Annotated in this window: 20 protein-coding genes; 8 read left to right on the top strand and 12 right to left on the bottom strand. The window is 69.9% G+C overall.

The window, feature by feature from the left end; translation table 11 throughout:
* Nucleotides 1-60: 60 nt before the first annotated feature.
* A complete protein-coding gene (locus AC1DGI_RS01775) occupies nucleotides 61-687 on the top strand; it encodes a maleylpyruvate isomerase family mycothiol-dependent enzyme (protein ID WP_476897539.1) in 627 nt (208 codons plus the stop codon).
* A 34-nt stretch (nucleotides 688-721) separates the two neighbouring features.
* Here the strand turns inward: AC1DGI_RS01775 and AC1DGI_RS01770 are convergent, their stop codons facing one another.
* Nucleotides 722-1,195: an Lrp/AsnC family transcriptional regulator gene (locus tag AC1DGI_RS01770; RefSeq protein ID WP_476897538.1), complete on the bottom strand. Its 474-nt coding sequence runs from the start codon at nucleotides 1,193-1,195 to the stop codon at nucleotides 722-724.
* Nucleotides 1,196-1,365: 170 nt separating this feature from the next.
* Between AC1DGI_RS01770 and AC1DGI_RS01765 the strand changes: the two genes are divergently transcribed.
* The 5 genes from AC1DGI_RS01765 (at nucleotide 1,366) to AC1DGI_RS01745 (ending at nucleotide 6,173) form a co-directional block, all read left to right on the top strand.
* The gene (locus tag AC1DGI_RS01765) at nucleotides 1,366-2,760 is read left to right on the top strand and encodes an amino acid permease (protein WP_476897537.1); all 1,395 of its coding nucleotides are present in this window, start codon (nucleotides 1,366-1,368) and stop codon (nucleotides 2,758-2,760) included.
* 188 nt (nucleotides 2,761-2,948) lie between these two features.
* Nucleotides 2,949-3,986, top strand: a complete 1,038-nt coding sequence (locus AC1DGI_RS01760) for a thiamine pyrophosphate-dependent enzyme (RefSeq protein ID WP_476897536.1) — start codon at nucleotides 2,949-2,951, stop codon at nucleotides 3,984-3,986.
* Nucleotides 3,979-5,019, top strand: a complete 1,041-nt coding sequence (locus AC1DGI_RS01755; RefSeq protein ID WP_441401379.1) for an alpha-ketoacid dehydrogenase subunit beta — start codon at nucleotides 3,979-3,981, stop codon at nucleotides 5,017-5,019. The genes AC1DGI_RS01760 and AC1DGI_RS01755 overlap by 8 nt, the downstream gene beginning before the upstream one ends.
* On the top strand, nucleotides 5,012-5,341 hold the full coding sequence (locus AC1DGI_RS01750; protein WP_043482513.1) for a biotin/lipoyl-containing protein: 330 nt from the start codon (nucleotides 5,012-5,014) through the stop codon (nucleotides 5,339-5,341). The genes AC1DGI_RS01755 and AC1DGI_RS01750 overlap by 8 nt, the downstream gene beginning before the upstream one ends.
* A gap of 4 nt (nucleotides 5,342-5,345) precedes the next feature.
* Nucleotides 5,346-6,173 (top strand): alpha/beta fold hydrolase, encoded by an 828-nt coding sequence (locus tag AC1DGI_RS01745; protein ID WP_441401377.1) that lies wholly within the window; start codon nucleotides 5,346-5,348, stop codon nucleotides 6,171-6,173.
* A gap of 138 nt (nucleotides 6,174-6,311) precedes the next feature.
* On the opposite strand, the gene AC1DGI_RS01740 is transcribed toward AC1DGI_RS01745, so the two are convergent.
* The 7 genes from AC1DGI_RS01740 to AC1DGI_RS01710 all read right to left on the bottom strand — a co-directional run bounded on the left by AC1DGI_RS01740 (nucleotide 6,312) and on the right by AC1DGI_RS01710 (nucleotide 15,432).
* Nucleotides 6,312-7,643 (bottom strand): MFS transporter, encoded by a 1,332-nt coding sequence (locus AC1DGI_RS01740; protein ID WP_441401375.1) that lies wholly within the window; start codon nucleotides 7,641-7,643, stop codon nucleotides 6,312-6,314.
* Nucleotides 7,644-7,885: 242 nt separating this feature from the next.
* The gene (locus tag AC1DGI_RS01735; RefSeq protein WP_476897535.1) at nucleotides 7,886-9,256 is read right to left on the bottom strand and encodes an MFS transporter; all 1,371 of its coding nucleotides are present in this window, start codon (nucleotides 9,254-9,256) and stop codon (nucleotides 7,886-7,888) included.
* Between the two features lie 99 nt (nucleotides 9,257-9,355).
* A complete protein-coding gene (locus tag AC1DGI_RS01730; protein WP_476897534.1) occupies nucleotides 9,356-12,442 on the bottom strand; it encodes an AAA family ATPase in 3,087 nt (1,028 codons plus the stop codon).
* Nucleotides 12,439-13,629: an exonuclease SbcCD subunit D gene (locus AC1DGI_RS01725; protein WP_441400938.1), complete on the bottom strand. Its 1,191-nt coding sequence runs from the start codon at nucleotides 13,627-13,629 to the stop codon at nucleotides 12,439-12,441. Before AC1DGI_RS01725 ends, AC1DGI_RS01730 begins: the two co-directional genes overlap by 4 nt.
* Before the next feature lie 65 nt (nucleotides 13,630-13,694).
* Nucleotides 13,695-14,666 carry an MIP/aquaporin family protein gene (locus AC1DGI_RS01720; RefSeq protein ID WP_476897533.1) on the bottom strand — a complete coding sequence of 324 codons (972 nt, stop codon included), beginning with the start codon at nucleotides 14,664-14,666 and terminating at the stop codon, nucleotides 13,695-13,697.
* Between the two features lie 80 nt (nucleotides 14,667-14,746).
* A complete protein-coding gene (locus tag AC1DGI_RS01715; RefSeq protein ID WP_441400942.1) occupies nucleotides 14,747-15,079 on the bottom strand; it encodes a DUF202 domain-containing protein in 333 nt (110 codons plus the stop codon).
* A complete protein-coding gene (locus AC1DGI_RS01710; RefSeq protein WP_476897532.1) occupies nucleotides 15,076-15,432 on the bottom strand; it encodes a YidH family protein in 357 nt (118 codons plus the stop codon). The genes AC1DGI_RS01715 and AC1DGI_RS01710 overlap by 4 nt, the downstream gene beginning before the upstream one ends.
* A gap of 136 nt (nucleotides 15,433-15,568) precedes the next feature.
* Here AC1DGI_RS01710 and AC1DGI_RS01705 point away from each other — a divergent pair, with 136 nt between their 5' ends.
* Complete coding sequence (locus AC1DGI_RS01705; RefSeq protein WP_476897531.1) at nucleotides 15,569-16,696, top strand: ADP-ribosylglycohydrolase family protein; 1,128 nt, start codon at nucleotides 15,569-15,571, stop codon at nucleotides 16,694-16,696.
* Here AC1DGI_RS01705 and AC1DGI_RS01700 read toward each other — a convergent pair.
* Together AC1DGI_RS01700 and AC1DGI_RS01695 are read right to left on the bottom strand one after the other, a co-directional pair.
* Nucleotides 16,683-17,168, bottom strand: a complete 486-nt coding sequence (locus tag AC1DGI_RS01700) for a DUF4395 domain-containing protein (protein ID WP_476897758.1) — start codon at nucleotides 17,166-17,168, stop codon at nucleotides 16,683-16,685. The two genes, AC1DGI_RS01705 and AC1DGI_RS01700, sit on opposite strands and share 14 nt — an antisense overlap.
* 130 nt (nucleotides 17,169-17,298) lie before the next feature.
* Nucleotides 17,299-18,327, bottom strand: a complete 1,029-nt coding sequence (locus AC1DGI_RS01695) for a 3'-5' exonuclease (RefSeq protein ID WP_476897530.1) — start codon at nucleotides 18,325-18,327, stop codon at nucleotides 17,299-17,301.
* A gap of 52 nt (nucleotides 18,328-18,379) precedes the next feature.
* Here AC1DGI_RS01695 and AC1DGI_RS01690 point away from each other — a divergent pair, with 52 nt between their 5' ends.
* On the top strand, nucleotides 18,380-19,162 hold the full coding sequence (locus tag AC1DGI_RS01690) for a VTT domain-containing protein (protein WP_476897529.1): 783 nt from the start codon (nucleotides 18,380-18,382) through the stop codon (nucleotides 19,160-19,162).
* A gap of 42 nt (nucleotides 19,163-19,204) precedes the next feature.
* On the opposite strand, the gene rdgB is transcribed toward AC1DGI_RS01690, so the two are convergent.
* Nucleotides 19,205-19,873 carry an RdgB/HAM1 family non-canonical purine NTP pyrophosphatase gene (gene rdgB, locus AC1DGI_RS01685; RefSeq protein ID WP_476897528.1) on the bottom strand — a complete coding sequence of 223 codons (669 nt, stop codon included), beginning with the start codon at nucleotides 19,871-19,873 and terminating at the stop codon, nucleotides 19,205-19,207.
* Nucleotides 19,870-20,628 carry a ribonuclease PH gene (rph, locus tag AC1DGI_RS01680; protein ID WP_146337203.1) on the bottom strand — a complete coding sequence of 253 codons (759 nt, stop codon included), beginning with the start codon at nucleotides 20,626-20,628 and terminating at the stop codon, nucleotides 19,870-19,872. Before rph ends, rdgB begins: the two co-directional genes overlap by 4 nt.
* Between the last annotated feature and the right edge of the window lie 244 nt (nucleotides 20,629-20,872).

Genomic DNA, 20,872 nt, shown 5'->3' with positions numbered 1-20,872 from the left:
AATTTCCGCCGGAAGGCCCACGGTTGAAAGCCGCGGGCCGCTGCTGTATTAATCGGCGGCATGGACGGAGCAAAGGACAGCGAAACAATCAGGACCTGCTATCTCGAGGCCGCACGTGCCTTCCTGGAACTGGTGGAACAGGTGCCGGACGCCGCCTGGTCGAAGCCGGGGCTGGGCGACTGGGACGTGCGCGGGCTCACCGGGCACGCCAGCCGGGCGCTGAGCACGGTGGGGACCTACCTCTCCGCACCCGCCACCGGGGTCTACGTTGACGGCCCGGTGGCCTACTTCCTGGCCGTCCGCAGCTCGATGGACCCGGACGTGATCGCCCGGCGGGGCCGGGAGACGGGCGAGGCGCTGGGAGCTGAGCCGGCCGCCGCCGTGAAGGACCTGGTAGAGCAGGTCACCACGCTGGTCCGCGATACCCCGGATGACGCGGCCGTGGCCTCGCCCGCGGGAACGATGCGCCTGGTCGACTACCTGCCGACGCGGACCTTCGAACTGGCCGTGCACACCCTGGATCTGGCCCGCGCGCTGGAACGCCCGGCACCGGCGGCACTGGGCCCCGCGGTGGCGGCGTCGCTGGAACTCGCGGCGGCAATCGGCGCGTACCTGCCCGCGGCCGGGGACCTGCTGCTCCTGCTCACCGGCCGCTCCGGCCTTCCCGGGAACCTCAGCGTGCTCTAGTTCGCGGGCCACGGCCGGCCCACTGCCCGGCCTCTCACTTGCTGGCGGCGGCGGCTTCCAGCAGCGGCAGCGTCCGGCCCTGGAAGTGGGTGTTCAGCACGATCACCGACGAGGAACGCAACACCGTCTTCGTTGCGATCATGGCGTCCAGCACGCGCTGCAGATCAGAGTTGGAGCGCGCCGCAATGCGTGCCATCAGGTCCGAACTCCCGGAGACCGTGTGGATCTCGATCAGTTCCGGGATCCGCGCGAGCGCCTCGACGACGGCGTCGTGCCCGAGGTCCTGGTTGATGGTCAGCGAGCAGAACGCCACCACCGGATAGCCGAAGTGGGCCGGGTCCGGCTGCGGGACCCAGGAACCGATGACGCCGCTGTCCTGCATCCGGTCCAGCCGTGACTGCACGGTGGCGCGGGCCACCTTCAGCACCCGGGACGCCTCCAGGACGGAGGCCCGCGGGGAATCCGTGAAGAATCGGACAATCTTCGCGTCCAGCGGATCGACATCCACGTTATTTCCTTGTCATCGGGGTTTCACGGCACAAATCGCCGCGATTTGCGCCAACGGTTCTACAAACTGCCACCATGCTCTCACGCCGCCGGTGCCGAGCTGCCCTCCGGGGGCGGTAAATTCGTAAGGTCCCAAAAGGACGCCGCCACCAGCTAAGAAGGTTCGCCAGCATGACAACGAAGTCCGCCGCGGAGCGCCCGGCCCTGAAACTCGGCCACAGCATGAAGCCCCGCCAGCTCACCATGATGGGACTCGGCAGCGCCATCGGTGCCGGCCTGTTCCTCGGATCGGGGGCTGGCATCCAGGCGGCTGGCCCGGCCGTCCTGATCTCCTACCTGGTCGCCGGAACCCTGATCATCCTGGTCATGTGGGCCCTCGGCGAGATGGCCGCCGCCAACCCGAACAGCGGCGCGTTCTCCGTGTACGCACAAAAGGCCATGGGAAAGACGGCGGGCGCCACCGTGGGCTGGCTCTGGTGGTTGCAGCTGGTGGTGGTCATCGCGGCCGAAGCCCTCGGCGCCTCTGCGCTGCTGTTCACCGTCTGGCCAGTGATCCCGGTCTGGGGGCTGTCGCTGATCTTCATGGCCGCCTTCACGGCCATCAACCTGGCCGGGGTGAAAAACTTCGGTGAGTTCGAATTCTGGTTCGCCATTCTCAAGGTCGCCGCCATCCTGCTGTTCCTGGCCGTCGGCGTCGCGCTGCTGCTCGGCTGGCTCCCCGACGTCGCCTCCCCCGGGCTGGCCAATTTTACGTCGAACTTCGCCCCGGCTGGCCTGGGCGGCATCGCCACCGCGCTCTTCGTGGTGATCTTCGCCTTCGGCGGCACCGAAATCGTCAGCGTGGCCGCCGCCGAGACCGAAAACCCGGAACACAGCGTGGGCCTGGCCATCCGCACTGTCGTCTGGCGGATCCTGGTGTTCTACATCGGCTCCGTGTTCGTCATTGCCGCGATCCTGCCGTCGACGTCGGCGGCGCTCAAGTCTCCGTTCGCCGGCGTCCTGGACGCGGCCCGGATTCCGGGGGCGGGCACCGCCATCACCCTGGTCGCCGTCGTCGCCCTGCTTTCGGCGCTGAACGCGAACCTCTACGGCGCTTCGCGGATGGTCTATTCCCTGTCCGTGCGCGGCGAGGCCCCCCGGATCCTCTCGAAGCTGAACGTGGCGCGGGTTCCCGTGGTCGCCGTCGGCGTCTCGGTGGCCTTCGGCTTCCTGGCCGCCGTGCTGGAAGTGCTTTTCCCGGACCGCGTGCTGCCGGCGCTCTTCCAGCTGGTCGGTTCAACCTGCCTGGTGGTGTGGGGCTCGGCATTGGTGTCCCAGCTGATCCTCCGCCGCCGTGCCGACCGCGACGGCACTCCCCTGCCGTTGCGGATGCGGGGCTTCCCCGGGCTGACCATATTCGGCCTGGTGCTTCTGGCGCTGATCTTCGCCGTCGGCTTCAGCAGCCCGGAGAGCAGCAAGCAGCTCTTCGGCACCCTGGCGCTGATCGCCGGCATCGCCGCCGCCTGCTGGACCGGCGCGCGCCTCACGCGCTCCCGCCGCCCTGCCGACGCCGCCGGGCCCAAGTAGCTCGCAGTTGTTGCCGTTTTCAGGGCTCAAAACGACCACAACTGCGAGTCAGTTGGGCGGCGCCACCAACGCCAGGTGATGTACAGATTGTCACCCTGCAGGGCGATGGAGTGTAGGCAATTGCGCAGCCTGATTACTGATCCTTGAGCTGATTGCCTACCGCCGCTTGGGTGTCTAAGGTCACAGTCATGGACACACTCCCCCTTACCGTCCCCGACGACGACGCCGGGGCACTCACCCCCGCCCAGCTCCGCGAACTGTACTCGCTGATGGTCGCGGTCCGGCACCTCGACCGCTCCGCGATCGCCTGGCAACGGCAGGGCATCATCCCCGGCTATGCCCCGGAACTCGGGCAGGAGGCGGCACAGGTGGGCAGCGGCTACGCCGTGGACACCACCCGGGACTTTGTCTTCCCCACCTACCGGGAAATGGGCGTCGCCCGGACCATGGGCGTGGACATGGTGGGCTACATGGCAACGCACAAGGCCACCTGGCACGGCGGCCTCTACGATCCGCTCAAGTCCAGGCTCGCCCCGATCCAGGCCGTCGTCGCCGGATCCGTGCTGCACGCGGTGGGCTGGGCGCACGGCCAGACCCTGGAACAAAAGGACGGCGTCGCCCTGACGTACTTCGGCGATGGCGCCTCCTCGCAGGGCGATGTCCACGAGGCGATGAACTTCGCCGCCGTGATGAACGCCCCGGTGGTCTTCTTCGTGCAGAACAACGGCTGGGCCATCTCGGTGCCCACCGAACGCCAGGTGGCCGGCGGCTCGGTTGCCGCCCGTGCCGCCGGCTACGGCATGCCGGCGCTGCAGATCGACGGGAACGACGTCGTCGCCGTCGTGGACGCCACCCGCCGCGCCTTCGCGCACGCCCGGGCAGGTAACGGCCCGGTGCTGATCGAGGCCATGACCTACCGCCGCGGCCCGCACTCGACCTCCGATGACCCCGGCCGCTACCGCACGCTCGATGGGGAGCGCGAGGATGCCGGCGAAGATCCGCTGGAGCGCCTCCGGCGGCGGCTGCTGGCGGACGGGACCGCGGACGAGGCCTTCTTCGCCGAGGCCCTCGCCGCCGCCCAGGCCGAAGAGGAACACATCCGGGCCGGCATCCAGGCCCTCGGCTCCCGACCGGGAGCGGAAATGTTTGACCTTGTCTTCCAGGAAACCACCCCTGCCCTGCAGGCCCAGGCCGCCAACTGGCGCGAGGAGTCCGAACATGTCTAACTCTATTCTTGAGGGCGCCAGCGTGGACGCCCCCGCCTCCGTCACCGTGATGTCCATGCAGCAGGCGCTCAACCGGGCCCTCGACGAAGTGCTCGCCGACAACCCCAAGGCTGTCATCTTCGGCGAGGACTGCGGCCGGCTCGGCGGTGTCTTCCGGATCACCGACGGGCTGCAGGCCAAGCACGGCGCGCAGCGGGTCTTCGACACCCCGCTGGCGGAATCCGGCATCCTTGGCATGTCCGTGGGACTGGCCATGGCAGGGTTCCACCCCATCCCCGAAGTCCAGTTCGACGGCTTCGCCTACCCGGCCATCAACCAGATCATCTGCCAGATCGCCCGGATGAACTACCGCAGCCGCGGCGCTCTGCCAATGCCCATTACCCTGCGCGTGCCCAGTTTCGGCGGCATCCGCGCCCCCGAACACCACGGTGAGAGCCTCGAGGCGCTTTTCGCCCACGTGCCGGGCCTTAAAGTGGTGTCGCCGTCGAACCCGCACGAGGCGTACCACCTGCTCAAGTTCGCCGCCACCCGCCCGGACCCGGTCATCTTCATGGAGCCGAAGTCCCGCTACTGGCAGAAAGGCGACGTCGATCCGGGCTCCGCCGATCCGGCCGGCGGCGCCCCCGAAGGCAGCAAGGTCATGCGCGAAGGCAGGCACCTCACCCTCGTCGCCTGGGGCGCCATGGTGGCCCGCTGCCTGCAGGTGGCAGAGCTCGCCGCCGAGGACGGCATCGACATCGAGGTGCTTGACCTGCGTTGGCTCAAGCCGATCGACGCCGCCGGCCTGGCGGCCTCCGTGCGGAAGACGCGCCGCGCCGTCGTCGTCCACGAGGCGCCGCTGACGTCCGGACTGGGCGCCGAGGTGGCGCAGCTGATCACGCAGAGCTGCTTCGACACGCTCAAGGCGCCGGTGGAGCGCGTCACCGGCTTCGACGTCCCCTATCCCTCGGGCGACCTGGAAGACGAATACATCCCGAACATTGACCGGATCCTCTTCGGCATCCAGCGAGTATTGGAGTACAAACGTGGCTGAAATTTCCTTCCCGCTGCCGGACCTCGGCGAGGGCCTGATCGAGGCGACCGTGCTGGAATGGCTCGTCTCGCCCGGCGACCAGGTGGAACGCAACCAGCCCCTCGTGGAAGTCGAAACCACGAAGTCGGCCGTCGAATTGCCCAGCCCGCAGGCGGGTAAGGTAGTGCGTATCCACGGCGGCCCCGGCGACAAAATCAATGTCGGCGAGCCGTTGATCGTGTTCGAAGTGCCGGACAACACCGCCGGCATCGTGGGCACGGTCCCGAAGGAAGAGGCACCGAAGCGCCGGGTCCGCCTGAGCGCCGTACTTGATGAGGACTGACACCATGAGCGGCAGGCATACCGGCGAACAGCATTCCCACACCGTCGAGGGCACCGATCCCCGGCTGTATGTCGGGGTGCACGATCCCGCGGACGACGCCGGCCTGCGCCCGGTGCTGCTGTTGCATGGTTTCTCGTCCTCCGCCAAGCTCAACTGGGAGGACACCGGCTGGATCGCCGCCCTCACCCAGGCCGGCCGCCGCGTCATCACCGTGGACCTGCCCGGCCATGGCCGCAGCGGCGCGCCGGAGGACCGGGACTCCTACTCCCCCAGCCGGATCCGCGCGGACCTGCTGCAAATCGCGTCCGATTCCGGCGCGCGCCCGCTGCGCGCCGGCGACCCGGCGAGCGGGCTGGACGTGATCGGTTACTCGCTGGGGGCCCGGCTGGCCTGGGAATTCGGTGCCACCCAGCACGAACTGGTCCACCGGCTGGTCCTGGGCGGCCCCAACGTGGCGGACCCGCTGGCGGACTTCGACCTGGTCGCCGCGCAACGCTATCTGGCCGACGGCACCCCGATCACGGACGAGTCGACCGCCGGTCTGCTGAAGATGGCGCAACTGCTGCCGAGCAACAACATCTTTGCGCTGCTCTCGCTGGTCGAGGCGATCAAGGACGAGCCGTTCGACCCGGCCGAGGCGGTCCCGCCGATGCCGATGCTGCTGGTGGCCGGGGAGCAGGACGAGCGCGCCGCGTCCATGCCCGAGCTCGCCACGCTGGGTGCCAAGGCCGGCTCGATGGTGGAACAACTCGTCCTGCCCGGCCGGAACCACACCAACGCGGTCACCAGCCGGGCCTTCAAACAGGGCGCCATCAGCTTCCTGGCCGTCTAGGCCCTCCCTGAGGGCACAACGTAGTTAACAAGCAAACGCGGGGTCACTTTCGCGCCGGTCCGGAGTTTCCGGACAAGCGCTAGGTGACCCCGCGTTGCTGTGGTGCCGCGTTGCCGTGTTGCCGTGTTGCCGTGTTGCTTAGTGCTTGCTGAGGCCCAACGGGAGGCCTCGGGTCTCCTTGGCGAGGACGACGCCGACGGCAGAGATGACGCAGAGGATCATGATGTAGATGCCGATGGACCCGGTCCAGTGCGTGCCCTGCAGCAGGGCCTCAGCGATGGTGGCCGCGAAGGCGCCGCCGAGGATGGCACCGAAGGCGTACCCGATCGAGATGCCCGAGTAGCGGACGTTCGCCGGGAACATCTCGGCGTACATGGCGGACATCGGGCCGTAGGACAGGCCCAGGCCGACGGTCAGGACGAACAGCGCCACGCCGTAGAGGACGATGTCTTTGGTGTCGATCAGGGCGAACATCGGGATCATCCAGGCGAAGACGATTGCGTAGCCGATCAGGAAAGTCTTGACCCGGCCGATCTTGTCCGACAGCCAGCCCCCGACCAGGGTGAAGATGAGCCAGCCGAAGGAGGCCAGGGTGGTGGCCAGCAGGATCTGCGGGGTGGGCATCTTCAGCGTCTTCGTGGCGTAGGAGATGAAGAAGGCGATCAGCAGGTAGCCGGCCGCGTTGTTGCCGATGAAGATCATCGTCGAGTAGAGGACGGCCTTCTTGTGCTTGCGGATCAGCTCGCCCAGCGGGGCCTTGCTTTCCTCTTTGCGGTCCTGCATCTCCTTGAAGACCGGGCTTTCGGCCACAGCGCGGCGGATCAGGTAGCCCACCACGATCAGCACAATCGAGAGCAGGAACGGCATCCGCCAGCCCCAGGCAGCGAAGTCCTCCTTGGACATGCCGGTGTTGAGGAAGTAGAGCAGTCCGGTGGCGAGGATCATGCCCACCGGCACGCCGATCTGCGGGTAGGCGCCAAACAGGCCCCGCTTGCTCATCGGAGCGTGCTCGACGGCCATCAGGGCGGCGCCGCCCCATTCACCACCGGCGGAGAAGCCCTGGATGATGCGCAGGGTGATGAGCAGGATCGGGGCCCAGACGCCGATCTGGGCGTAGGTCGGCAGCACGCCGATCAGGGCCGTGGCGGCCCCCATCATCACGAGGGTGAAGACCAGCATGGCCTTGCGGCCGAGCCGGTCGCCCAGGTGCCCGGCGATGATGGCGCCCAGCGGACGGAACAGGAAGCTGATGCCGATCAGCGCGAAGGACAGGATCTGCGCCAGGCCGGGGTTGGAGTCGTTCAGCGGCGCGAGGAACAGCGGGGACAGCAGCGTTGCTGTCAGCTGGGCGAAGATGAAGAAGTCGTACCACTCGATGGTGGTGCCGACCAGGGTCCCGGCGAGGACCTTGCGTTCCTCATGCTTGCTGCTCGGGCCGGCCTCTGAATCGACGGTTGAAGTTGCGGTCATTGAAACTCCATTGCTTGGGGCAGAGGTACTGCCCGGGTGGGTGCGAAGTGAAACTGGATGCCTCGTGATTACTGATCGAACGGTCAGTTGGTATTCGAGATCATACTATGAAACATGTGATAAACCACACATGTGTCGTCAAAGCGTCGACCGGCGGGTCGGAAGGTGCCGGACAGGCCCAACTGGGTCGCAGTTGTTGTCGGTTTGAGGGCTGGGAACGACAACTAGTGCGACTCAGTTGGTCAGGCTGCGGCAGCGGTGCCGGCCCGGCGCCGGAGTACGACGGCGGCTGCCGCACCGAGCAGGAACAGCGCCGACGCGGCGCAGACCGGAACCAGGAACGCCGCCGAATAGCCGCTAGCTTGCGCGAGCTGACCGGCGATGGACGAGCCGATGGCGGTGCCGGCGACGAGGCCGCTGGCCAGCGCCGTCATCACGGTGCCGAGTTTCCCGGCCGGGGCCACGATGCCGCCGATGGCGAACACGGTGACCATCAGCGGACCCACCGGGAGGCCCAGGACCAGCAGCACGAGGATCATCGGCAGCGCGGTCGAGGGCAGCAGCAGGAGGGCTGCGAGTCCGGCCATCAGGGCCGCGCACGCCAACCAGCGGGCCGGGATGCCGAAGCGCCGGGGCCAGTACGCCACCGACAGCGCCGCGGCGGCGGAGCTCAGTCCCATCACCGCGTACAGCAGTCCCGCCACCTCCGGGCTGGCGAAGCCGGCCGAGAAGGCACTCAGCGAGGTCTGGGTCGAGCCGAAGAAGGTTCCCATGCAGACCATGGCCAGGACCGGCAGCCCGACGGCGGCGAAGCCGGCCGCGCGCTGCGGCATCGTCAGGGCTTTCCGGCGCTGCCGCTCGGCGGCCGCGCTCACGCCGGTCCGCGCCGGGGTGCGCGGCACCGCGCGGTGCGTCGGGTGCACGGCGAAGGCCGGGACCAGGGTGAGGGTGAGCGCGGCGGCCACGGCCAGCGGCAGCCACGGCGTGATGAGGCTGGCCAGGATTCCCACCAGCGCGGGACCCAGTACGAAGGTCAGTTCGTCGGCGGTGCTCTCATAGGACAGGGCGGTGTCCAGATCGCCGGGTTGACCGCCGTCGGCGCCGGTGCGGGAGCTCAGCGCCATCCAGCGGACCCGGGCCAGCGGGCCGACCTGGGGGCAACTCGTTCCGGCCACCAACGCGGCAGCGAGCACCGGCACGGCGGCGGTCACTTCCTGGGCACCCGGCACCAGGTACGCGGCGAAGATCAGGGCGGTCACTGCCGCGGTATTGAAGACGGCGGCAAAGAGCAGGACGGGGCGCTGGCCCAGCCGGTCCGCAAGGGCTCCCAGTACGGGGGCGCCGAGGGCCGAGCCGATCCCAACGGAACCGGCTGCGGCGCCGCCCACCGCGTAGGATCCGGTTACGGCGGTCACGAGGGTCAGCGCGCCGACGGTCAGCATGGCCAACGGAAGACGGGCGAAGAGCCCCAGCGGGATAAAGCTCGGGCCGGCCAGCAGTGGCAACYGGGCGAAGCGGCCGCGGCTGCTGGGCGCCTCGGGGGCGTGCGCGGGCTCCGGGGCTGCTGCGGCATCAGTGGCAAGGGACGTCGGGGACGACGGAGAAGGATTCATGGTTCCGGGTTCGTTCGATAGTGCGCATCGTCCCCCCTCCCGATGCGCGCGACCCGGTAACCTCCAATTGTAGCCGAACGTGCAGCCGAACGGCCCGTCTCAGGCCTGCCCGTCATCGGAGATGTGCAGGGTGGATCCGTTGCGGCCCTTGACCACCTGCAATTGAGTGGTGATCCGTTGCTTCATTTCGGCCACGTGGCTGACCAGACCCACCACCCGGCCGCCGTCACGGAGTCCTTCGAGGGCGTCCATGACTTGTTCCAGGGACTGCTCGTCGAGGCTGCCGAAGCCCTCATCCACGAACAGGGTCTCGATGTCCACACCGCCGGATTCCATCTGCACTACGTCGGCGAGGCCCAGGGCCAGGGCAAGCGAGGCCATGAACGACTCCCCGCCGGACAGGGTGGCGGTATCCCGGCGCTGGCCGGTCCACTGGTCCACGACCTCCAGTCCCAGCCCGGACTTCTGGCCGCGGGCTGCCTTGGCGTCGGTGTGTTGCAGGGTGTACCGGCCGTCGCTCATGCCGATCAGCCGCTCCGAGGCCGCTGCCGCGACCTGCTCCAGCCGGGCGGCGAGCACGTAGCTGTTCAGGCTCATGCGGTAAGTGTTGTCGCCGCCGCCGCGTGCCGCGTCGGCCACGGCAGTCCACAGCGCCGCCTGTTCCCGGGGACCTCGGCCGGCGTCGGCTTGTTCGGCGTACTTGGCGGAAATTCCGCCCAGCGTCCGCACCGATTTCCCGGCAAGTCCGGAGGCGAGCACCGCCTCGCGGGCGTTGCGTTCGGCCGCGGCGGAGTCGGTCCGGAGCTGATCGAGTACGCCCGGGTCTGCAGGGCCGTCAGCGGCCAGCTCACGGGCGGCCTGGCCGAGTTCTTCGCCGGCGAAGAGTTCCTCAAGCCGGGCCGCTTCGTCCTGCCCGGCGCGGAGCGCCGCTTCCAAACCGGCCGCGTCGGCGGCCGGAAGCAGCACCGCGCGGGCCGCAGCGGCAGAGTCGAATCCGGAGGCAGGCAGGGCCTGATCCAGCTGCGCGCTGGCTTCCGCGGCCCGTGCCCGGGCCTGTTCGAGGGCGCTGGCGGCCGCATCGGCGCGCTCGAGCAGTGCCGTCGTGCCGTGGACTGCGTCAAGGCGCGCCCCCAGGCTCGCGTGCCCGGAGCGCAGGCCCGCCAAGGCGCCCTCGAGGCCGGTAGCCTGCAGCTGCACCTCACCGAGGGCGGACACCGCGTGGGCGATCCCCGCAGCGGCGACGGTTTGGGCTTGTTCAGCAGCAGATATCTCCTGGTCCAGCTCGGCCCGCCGAGCCCGGTTGGCCGCCAGGTCGGTGGCGGCGCGGGCGGCTTCGGCGGCCCGCGTCTTCGCCAGCGCTGCGTCGGCGCTGGCAACGCCGGGGTCGGTGTCGCCGCCCTGCGCGGCCAGCACGGCGAGGTCTTGCTGGGCTTCGCCGAGCTCGCGTTCCAACGCCGAGAGCACGGTCTCTGCGGCTTCGGCAGCATCCTGGGCGGTCTTTTCGGCCTCGGCGATGGCCAGGGCGGACGCCGCAGCCGGAGCGGGGGCAGGATGCTCGGGGCTGCCGCAGACCGGGCACGGCTGGTCTTGAAGCAGTTGGGCCGCGAGTTCCGCGGCGGCATTGGCCAGCCGCTCCTCCCTCAGGTCAAGCCAGCGCTGCCGGCGGTCCTGGTGCTGGTCGCGGGCGTGGCGGTGCCGCTCGGCGATGCGCGCACAGCCTTCCGCGGCCGAGGTGTGCCTGCGAACGATGCCGACCAGCTCGTCCGCGGCGGCGGCCTCCTTGGTCCGCAGCTGGAGCTCCGCGGCAAGCTCCTCGAGCGGGGCCAAGGCGGTAAGGAGCGCCGCCGATTCTGCGCGCAGGGTCGCCAGGACGGCGGCTCCGGAGCGGCTTGCCGTGTGCAGCCCGTCCAGGCTGCGCTGCAATTCGGTGCCGCGGGTGAGCAGCGCAGCAAGCCGTTCCTCGTCCGGCAGCCGTTCTTCCAGTACGGCCTGGAGCGAGCGCAGCCGGGCGAGCCCGTTCCGGAGCACGGATCCGTCAAGCGGCGCACCGCGGCCCGGAAGCGCGGCCCCTGCGCCCGGCGGGGCGCCCGGCAACAGGTCCGGGAGCGCGGCGAGCTCGGGGTCGCTCAGCGCCGCTGCCCGCAGCTCAGCGGCCGCCGCCTCGGCGGCCAAGTCAGCCCGTTCCTCCGCGGCCCGGGCGCTGTCCACGGCCTGCAGCTGGCCACCGAGCACCTCGGCTTTGCGGTGTTGTTCCAGCCGCATGGCTTTGTTCCGCAGCTCCGGGGCGCCCGCCTCGGCGTCGGCCTTGCGGTGTTCGGCGGCCCCCAGTTTCGCCTGCCGGGCGGCGCGCGCCGCCGCCGCCTCCAGCCGGGCGGCCAGGTCCGCGGCCACGCGCTCGGCCTCGGCCGCCGCGGCCTGCCGGTCGCCGGCTGTCGAGGCAGCAGCGGCCTCAAGCCAGGCCAGCAGCCGGTCGGCGTCCTCGCGGCCCGGCGCCGCGTCGAGTTCCAGGCCGAGGCCCGCGGTTTCCGCCTCGGCCTGGGCCAGCAGCAGCTCCAGCTGGCCGTTGAGGGTTTCCACCTCGGTGCGGGCGGCAGCGGCCCGCCGGCCCAGTTCCAGTTCCACAGCTTCGAAGCGTTGGGTGCCGAACAGGCTTTGGAGCAGCACCAGCCGGTCGGAGGCCTTGGAGCACAGGAAGGCCGCAAAGTCGCCCTGCGGCAACATCACCACGCGGGTGAACTGCTCCCGGTCCATGCCCAGCAGGGCCGTGATCTCCGCGCCTGCCTCGTCGTTGCGGCCGGACTTCTCCACCCAGTCGCCGTCCACCCGCTCACGCAGCAGCGTGTTGGCCTTCTGCTCGGTGAAGCCGTTTTTGCCCCGCGCGCTGGGCTTGTTCCAGGCCGGCGTCCGGGTCACTTCGAAGTGCCTGCCCTTGGCGGAGAACTCGCAACTCACACGCGGCTCGGCTGCGGCGTCGGCGTGGTCACTGCGCAGCCGCTTCCCCTCCTGGCGGGCGCCGGGCACCGAGCCATAGAGGGCGAAGCAGATGGCATCGAGGACGCTGGTCTTTCCCGCCCCGGTGGCACCGTTGAGCAGGAAGAGTCCGTGCGCGCTGAGCCGGTCGAAGTCGATGCACTCCGTGCCGGCAAAGGGGCCGAACGCGGAGATTTCCAGGCGGTGGATCCTCACCGGGACACCCCTTCCAGCCGCACGGTCTCGAGCGCTTCGGCCAGGACGGCGGATTCGGCCGCGTCGGCGCCGCGGCCCCTGACATGCTCGAGAAAGCCGCAGCAGATCGAGAGGTCGTCCACGGCCTGGGCCAGCCGGCTGCTGTAGCTGGTCCTGGCCGAGGCCGAGGCCCCTTCGGGGTCGAAGCCCAGGACGAGGGTGTCAGGAAAGCGTGCGCGCAGCCGTTCCATGGCCTGGGACGGGCGCTGCGGGTCGGTCAGCGTGATCTGGCAATAGGCGCCCTCCGCCCAGCCGAACTCCTCGCCGGTGAGCAGCTCGTCCAGTTTGCCGCGGAGCACGGCAAGTGCGCGCGGGGCTTCCCACAGCACTTCGCTGACGGCAGTGACGCCGCTGGCATCCACGTCGATCAGCCAGCCGCCCTTTCGGTGCTTCGCCTCGGAGAACGAGTAGGCCAGCGGCGAACCGGAATAACGCACGGCAGGCGAGAGGGATTGCCGGCCGTGCAGGTGGCCCAGGGCGGTGTAGCTGAAGCCGTCGAAGAGATCCAGCGGCACGGCGCCGACCCCGCCGATGCTCAGGTCCCGTTCGCTGTCGGAACTGATCCCGCCGCTGGCGAAGGTGTGGGCCAGCACGACGGAGTGGACGGTTCGGGACGTGGACCGGACCGCGATGTCGGCACGGATCAGCTCCGTGGCGGCGCGGGTCACCTCAAAATGGCTGGCGGTTTCGACGCCCAGTTGCCCGGCGACCAGCCGGGGTTCCAGCCAAGGGATGCCGTAGATCGCGAGCACCGGCCCGCTGTCCTGGTCGGTGTCTTCGGTGTCATCGGAGAGCGGCAGCAGCAGGGGCGTGTCCAGCTCGGCGAGCCGGGTGCGCAGGTGCACTCCCCCGCGTTCCAGCAGCCGGGACGCGAAGCCGAGCCGGATGGCCGAATCGTGGTTGCCGCTGGTCAGYACCACCTTCGCCCCGGCGCCGGTCAACCGCACCAGGGCGTCGTCGAGCAGGCCGACGACGTCGACGCCGGGCAGTGCGCGGTCGTAGACGTCGCCGGCGATCAGCACCACATCGACTGCCTGCCCGCGGACGACGCCGACCAACTGGTCGACGAAGGCGCGCTGGGCGTCGAGCATCCCGACGCCGTGGAACGACCGGCCCAAATGCCAGTCCGAGGTGTGCAATAACCGCATACGTCTACGCTAGCGGCTGCCACCGACAGGAATGCGCAGCGGCCCGGCGAGGACGGCCAGGAACCTTACGGGGTGCGCTTGTCGAAGAAGTCGCGGGCCTCATCGGAGCGGGCCGGAGCCGTCTCCCTGACTGCTGCGACGGCCGGTGCGGCCGGCGCGCTGTCGACGTCGTCGACGTGATCAAGGTCATCGAGGCCGCCAAGGTCGTCGTCGTCAGCGTCGGCGGACCCCGCATCCTCCAACTGCTGGTCGGCGGAACCCGCGCGGGCCCGCACCGGGGTCTGGGCAAAGCCACGGAATACCAGCCCGGCAACGGCCGCGCCGACCAGCGGCGCCACCCAGAAGAGCCACAGCTGGCCCAGCGCGTCCGGGTTACTGAACAGCGCGGAGGCCGTGGCGCGGGCCGGGTTGAACGGGGCGTTCCCGATGCTCTGGCCCAACTGCAGCAGCACGGCCATGGTCAGGCCCACGGCGAACGGCGCCGCCGCCCTGGCCGGATTGCGTCCCGCGGTGGTGCCAAGGTACACAGCGACCAGCAGGGCCGTCCCAAGCACCTCGACCAGCAGGACGCCGGCCAGCGGGGCCTGGATGACCGAGCGCGCGTCGAAGCCGGCCGCCACCGTGTCGAAGGCCGCCTGCGTGCCGTTGAGCTTGGGCACGGTGCGCAGCACGCCAAACAGCGCCAGGGCCCCGAGCAGGGCGCCCACCAGTTGCGCGCCGAGGTAGGCGGCGGCCTCGACCGGCCTGATCCGGCCGGCGATCGCGTTGCCCACCGTCACCGCCGGGTTGAAGTGGCCGCCGGACAAATAGCCGAAGGCGAGCATGGCCGCGGTGAGGGCCAGGCCGGCCGCCAGCGAGGAGGGAATAGGGTTGTATTGCGGAATGGCGAACAGCGCCACGCCCAGGCCGACGACCACGACGAACAGGGTCCCGAGGGCCTCGGCGGAGAGCCGGGCGATGAAGCCGGGCTGCCTGTCGTCGAGGACGGTGGACGGCTGGGCACCGCGCGGCTCGGAGGCCGGCACTGGCATCGTCATGTTCTTGGAGTTCCTTCGCTTGGGGGTCTGCTGCCGGGAAAAGTCTCCCAGCGGAGTCTGGACGTCGGCTGGGTCTGAGCTTAGCGGCCGAGCGCCAGCGCGGCGACCGTGCTCCCGGCGAGGGCCATCACGGCGGCCGCGGCGCACCGCATCAGGACCGCCGGGGGCGCCCCGAATCCACGGCGCAGCTCGCGGCCCCGCACGAGTCCGCAGCCGGCCAGCACGACGGTGGCCGCCATTGCAGTCAGGGCGCTCAAGCCCCGGAGGTCGACGCCGGACGCCGGTCCGCCGTCGTGCGCCCAGCTCCGCCAGATCAGCAGGTCGACGACGACGAGGGCCAGCAGGGTGCGCCGCCAGGCGAGGGAGGTCCGCTCTGGCTGGAGGCCGGGGTCCCGGGGCGCCGGGGTGCTCAACCGGCCAGCAGGATCAGTCCGGCCACGACGAACGCCGCGGCGGCCACACCCACCGTCATCACCAGGAGCACGCCGGAGAACGGCAGTTCGCGGTGGTTCCGCATTGCCGCCTCCATCCGCCCCCAGCGCCGGTAGGAAAGCGCCGCGAGCCCGGCGCCGATCATGGCCAGTACGACGCACAGCACCACCCGGACCGGGCCGGGCGCGATTCCCGGCGCCAGTTGGTCAACGGCGAGCGCGCCCGCGATCAGGGCCAGCGAGGTCCTGATCCAGGCCAGAAACGTCCGCTCATTGGCCAATGAAAACCTGTAGTCGGGCGTGCTGCCGGTCTTCCGCCACGCTGGTTCGCGCATCCGTCTCCTGCCGTATCCCTTGTCCGCGATCAGGGCGCCCTGCCGAAGACGGCGCCAACAGCACCCTACCGGCAGCGGCCGGCGCCTGCCGGACCGCTTTCCGCTTCGGGCGCAGCACCGGGGTAAATTTGACCGCATGAGCATTGACCCCGGCAGCACCACGGCAGCGTCCGCCGCACCGTCCCCTCGGTCCCGTATCCACGGCTGCCTGCTGGGCGGTGCGCTGGGCGACTCGCTGGGCTACGCGGTGGAGTTCGATGGCATCGACCAGATCCGGGCTGCCTTCGGGCCGGACGGGCTGCGGGACTTCGAGGAGCTCGGCGGCGGCAGCCACTTCTCCGACGACACGCAGATGACGCTGTACACGGTGGACGGCCTACTGGAGGCGCTCGAGTGGGCCAACTCCGGGGTAGCGGCTGACACGAACGCCTGCCTCTGGCTCGCGTACCTGCGCTGGCTCGGCAGCCAAGGCGAGGCCCTCCCGGACTCCRCACCGTTCCAGCCGCCGCGCTGGATTGACGGCCATGAGGTACTCCGGCACCGCCGCGCGCCGGGCAACGCCTGCCTCAGCGGTCTCGCCACCGGGGAGATGGGCACGGTCTACCGGCCGGTCAACCCGGACTCCAAGGGCTGCGGCACCGTGATGCGCTCGGCCCCGTTCGGACTGATTCCGAACATCCCGGCCGAGGCGGTCTACAAGATGAGCGCGGACGCGGCCTCGCTGACCCACGGACACCCCTCGGCCCGACAGAGCGCCGGAGTGTTCAGCCTGCTGATCCATTCCCTGGCCAACGGCGGCGGCCTGCACGAGGCGGCCGCCGTCGCACTTGCGCAGCTGCAGGAGGGCCGGCTGCCGAGAGCCGAGGAACCCGATCCGGCGCTGGTCGGACGGCTGACGGCGTCCGTTCGGCTCGCCGCTGCCAGCGCAACGGACGACGGCGGCCTGCTGGGCGCCGAGGACCTGGTGCGGCAGCTGGGTGAGGGGTGGGTAGCCGAGGAGGCACTCGCCGTCGGACTCTACGCCGTGCTGGCCACCGCCCCGGAGACGACGGCGGCTGCCGGCCCGGATGACCACTTTCGGGCCGCGATTGCGGTGGCGGTGAACCACAGCGGTGACAGCGACTCCACCGCGTCGATCGCGGGCAACATCCTGGGGGCCCACTACGGCGAGCAGTGCCTGCCCGCGGACTGGCTGGCCGCGCTCGAGGCCCCCGAGCTGATCCGGGGCATGGCGGCACGGCTGGCGGCGGTTACGGGCGCCTGAGCGAGATGTTGTTGCAGGCTTCGCAGACATCTTCCGGGATGAGGCCGCGGCGCTGCAGCAGTCCGAAGACCGCGCAGCCGAGGCAGAAACCGGCGAAGGCCTCCAGGGACGCGGCCACAATCAGGACCGCCAGCATAATCCAGGCAGCCGGTGCCAGGCCGGCGGCGAAGAGGGCAGCGGCGGCCGTGGACATGGCCGCGCCGATACCCTGCGCGAAGCGCTTCGGCGGCCCGGGAACGAGCCGCTTCTTGCCCAGCAGCGGCGTCAGGACTTTGACCGAGAGCACGCCGAACGGCGAGATCCGCGGGCCGAACAGCACCCGCAGCCAGAAGCCGCCCGCGATGACCGCCAGTCCCCAGCCCACGCCGGTCAGCAGGGTCACGAGTGCCAACAGCACCACCAGGGCCGCGGTGATCCGCGCGGAGTACTCGTTCACCGGGTTGGGGAAGGCGAAGACCTTGCGCCAGTCGATGCCGACCTGCGGCCCGGCAGCCGGAACCTGAGCCGCGCGGGCCGGTGAAGAGATCAGTTTGCTCACCGTCCAAGGCTAGGAGCGGCGGGACTGGGACGAAACGATTGTTGCGCCGTGTGACCGAAATGTCCTAGCCGGCCAGCGCGGACGGTGCTGCGGCCACGTGGCCGCCCACCATCTGCAGGAATTCCCCCTCGGAGAGGACCTCGATCTGCTGGCCGCGTTCATGCAGTTCCAGGACCCGCCGCGCCTTGCCGGTCAGGCGGCCCGAGCGCAGGTCCGCGGCGACAAAGCCGTCCCCCACCACCAGGACCGTGGTACGGGCGGTGACCCGGCTTTCCGGCCGGGCGCCGAGTTCGGCGGAGCGCAGCTTCGCGTCAGGCCGCGGAATCGCCAGTTCGCCGGTGAACACCACGGTCTGGCCGAACAGGGGGTGGTCTGGTTCGGCCCCGGCGTTGGGCTCCGGGTTGGCTCCCTCCTCCGGCCAGCCCGGCCGGAACGCCCGGTTCGCGGAAGCCGGGCCCTGGCCGGCGGCGAGCGCCTCGACGGCCGACCTGGTGGCCTTGGAGAGCGGGTCGCGGCGCGGGTCGAAGGCCGGCTGCCGGGATACGGCCAGTCCCAGCGAAAGGTACAGCTCCCCGATGCTGGCGGCGCCGTTGCGGGCCGCGATGTCAATCAGGATCCCGGCGCAGGCCCGGGCGTCCTCGGCGGCGTCGTGGTGGTTGAGCAGCGGGACGCCAGCCTCCTCGGCGGCATACGGCAGCGAGTTGGACACCAACGAATAGCAGCGCCGGGACAGCATCACCGTGCACACATAGTCGTAGGCGGGGCCGGGCAGTCCGGAAACCTCCAGGCCGGACCGGATCACGCCGAGGTCGAAGGCGGCGTTGTGGGCGGCCAGCACGTCGTCGCCGATGAAGGCGCCGATCTCGGGGAACAGCTCGCCAAACCGGGGCAGGCCGGCCACCTGCTCGGGCCGGATGCCGTGGATGCGGACGTTGTGGTGGTCGAACACGTCGTGGTTCGCCGGCGGCCGCATCAGCCAGGAGGCCTCCTCGACGACGACGCCGTCGCGCACCTTGCTCAGGCCGACGGCGCACGGCGAGCCGCGGAAGCCGTTAGCGGTCTCGAAGTCAATCGCCGTAAAGTCCAAACCCACGCAGCCACCTTACCGCCGGAACCGGCCCAGGCCCGTCAAGTACCCTTGATGGGTGAACCCTTTTAGCCTGCACGAATTCGCCGTGACCACCTTCGGAGGCGCCGGTCCGGTCCAGCCGCACCTGGCCTCCTTCCTCCCCGACTGGCTCAACCCCCAGATCTTCCTGGCCGACCCGGCCCTGGCGCCGTGGGTCGTCGTGCTGGTCTGCGGCATCATCTTCGCGGAGACCGGGCTGCTGATCGGGTTCTTCCTGCCCGGCGACTCGATGCTGTTCACGGCGGGCCTGCTCGTTGCGACGGGCACGATCAAGTTCAACATCTGGGCGTTCGCGGCGCTGATTGTCGTTTCCGCGATCATCGGCAACCAGGCCGGCTACCTGATTGGGTCCAAAGCCGGTCCGGCCATCTTCAATAAGCCGAATTCCCGGCTCTTCAAGCGAGAGAACGTTGAAAGCGCCCACGCCTTCTTCGAAAAGCACGGCGGCAAGGCGCTCATCCTGGCCCGCTTCGTCCCGATCATCCGGACGTTTGTCCCGGTGATCGTCGGCGTGGCGCAGATGAGCAAGCGGAAGTTCTTCGTCTACAACGTGATCGGTGCGACGCTCTGGGGCGGCGGCGTTACACTGCTGGGCTACCTGCTGGGCGACAAGGTGCCGTGGGTCCGCGACAACCTGGACATCATCTTCATCGTGATCGTGCTGCTCTCCGTGATTCCGATCGGCATCGAACTGCTCCGCGGCCTGATCGCCAAGCGCCAGGCAGCAAAGTACGGCACCGACGTCGTCGAGGAATTCATCGAGGAGCACGAGCCGGAGGAAGAGCGCAAGACGCCGTAGCGCAGGCTCCCCCCGGCCGGCATGCCGGCCCGTCGGGGGCGGTTACTCCCCCGCCAGCGCCGCGACGATCGCGGGCAGCAATGCGCGGAAGGCGTGGCCGCGGTGGCTGATGGCGTTCTTCTCCTCCGGGCTGAGCTCGGCGCAGCTGCGGTCCAGGCCGCTCGGCTGGAGCACCGGGTCGTAGCCGAAGCCGCCGGTCCCACGCGGCTCGCGCAACAGCGTTCCCTCCAGCTGGCCGTACTCCACCACTTCCCGGGCTTCCTCGCCGGCCACGGCCGGGACGGCCAGCGCCGCGGCGCAGACAAACGCCGCGCCGCGGAAGTCGTCCGGCACGTCCGAGAGCTGGTCCAGCAGCAGCCGCAGGTTCGCGGCGTCGTCCCCGTGCCGCCCGGCCCAGCGCGCCGAGAAGATCCCCGGCGCCCCGCCCAGGACGTCCACGGCCAGGCCGGAATCGTCAGCGATCGCGACCAGGCCGGTGGCAGCCGCCACGGCCCGCGCCTTGAGCAGCGAGTTCTCGGCAAAGGTCACACCGGTCTCGGCGACGTCGGGAGCTCCGACAGCGCCGGCGTCCACCACTTGGGTGTCGACGTCGACGCCGGGCAGCTGCCCGCGCAGCAGCTCGCGCAGTTCCCTGAGCTTGCCCTGGTTGTGGGTGGCCAGGACCAACACGGGAGCCGGCGCGGGCCTCTTTTCCGTTTGGCCTGCCGTCACGGGGCTTCGGCCAGGGTTTCGCGCTGGATGGCGGCGAGCTGCTCCGTGCCGAGCAGGGCCAGGTCCAGCAGCTTGTTGAGCTCGTCGCGGTCGAACGGGGCGCCCTCGGCGGTGCCCTGGACCTCGACGAACTTGCCCGATCCGGTCACCACCACGTTCATGTCCGTCTCGGCGCGGACGTCCTCCACGTACGGCAGGTCCAGCATCGGGACGCCGTCGATGATGCCCACCGAGACGGCGGCGATCGTGTCGACCAGCGGCTGGGCGTTGCGCGCGATCAGCTTGTTCTCCCGGGCGAAGCGGATGGCCTCGGCCAGGGCCACGTAGGCGCCGGTGATCGCCGCGGTGCGGGTGCCGCCGTCGGCCTGCAGCACATCACAGTCCAGCACGATGGTGTTTTCGCCCAGCGCCTTGGTATCGATGATGGAGCGCAGCGAGCGGCCGATCAGGCGGGAAATCTCGTGCGTGCGGCCGCCGATCTTGCCTTTCACGGACTCGCGGGCGGAGCGGGTGTTGGTGGCGCGCGGCAGCATGGCGTACTCGGCGGTCACCCAGCCGCGGCCTTCGCCCTTGAGCCAGCGCGGCACGCCTTCGGTCAGCGACGCCGTGCAGAGCACCCGGGTGTTGCCGAACTCGATCAGGGCCGAGCCTTCGGCCTGCTTGGACCAGCCGCGGGTGATGCTGATCGGGCGGAGCTGGTCCGGGGTGCGGCCATCGGCGCGGATGACGGGGGCAGTGAGGGCTTCGGAAGTCATGCCTTCTAGCTTATCGACTCGGCGCGGGAGTGTTTCCGCAACCCTCCCGCAGATCCTGCCGCCCCCAACCCGACCCTCCCGCAGATCCTGCCTCCCCGCAGATTGTCAAGCTGTGTGGAGTCATTGGGTTTGCTGTGTGGGTGTTTTTGTTGCGGGAAGGTTGATCCCTGCGTGGCGGGCGGGGGCTGGTGTGATGGGTCGTTGGCGGAATCGTTCGGGGTTTTCGTCGTAGTAGCGCTGTAGT

Source organism: Arthrobacter sp. 05N428_2 (assembly GCF_056397065.1).
The sequence above is the reverse complement of the archived record's forward strand: the minus strand, read 5'-3'. Positions and strand labels throughout refer to the sequence as shown.